At 62.0% G+C, this 276-nt stretch carries 1 pseudogene; it reads right to left on the bottom strand.

Features of this window, described 5'->3' with window-relative positions:
• A pseudogene (locus SB822_RS56835) lies at window positions 1–276 on the bottom strand (F0F1 ATP synthase subunit alpha); the annotation flags it as partial.

Raw genomic sequence — 276 nt, 5'->3', positions numbered from 1 at the left:
ATACTGCATCGGAGCCGGATCGGAAGCGGTAGCCGCGACAACGATCGAGTATTCCAGAGCGCCGCGTTCTTCGAGAACCTTGACGAACTGGGCGACGGTCGAACGCTTCTGGCCGACGGCGACGTAGACGCAGTACAGCTTGTCCTTGTCCGGGCCGTTGTCGTGGATCGGCTTCTGGTTCAGGATCGTATCGAGAATGATGGCGGTCTTGCCGGTCTGACGGTCGCCAATGACCAGCTCGCGCTGGCCGCGGCCAACCGGGATCAGGGCGTCGAT

It is taken from the genome of Paraburkholderia sp. SIMBA_054, from assembly GCF_046534875.1.
GTDB classification, from domain to species: Bacteria; Pseudomonadota; Gammaproteobacteria; order Burkholderiales; family Burkholderiaceae; genus Paraburkholderia; species Paraburkholderia hospita.
This window is presented reverse-complemented; position numbering and strand designations above follow the sequence as displayed.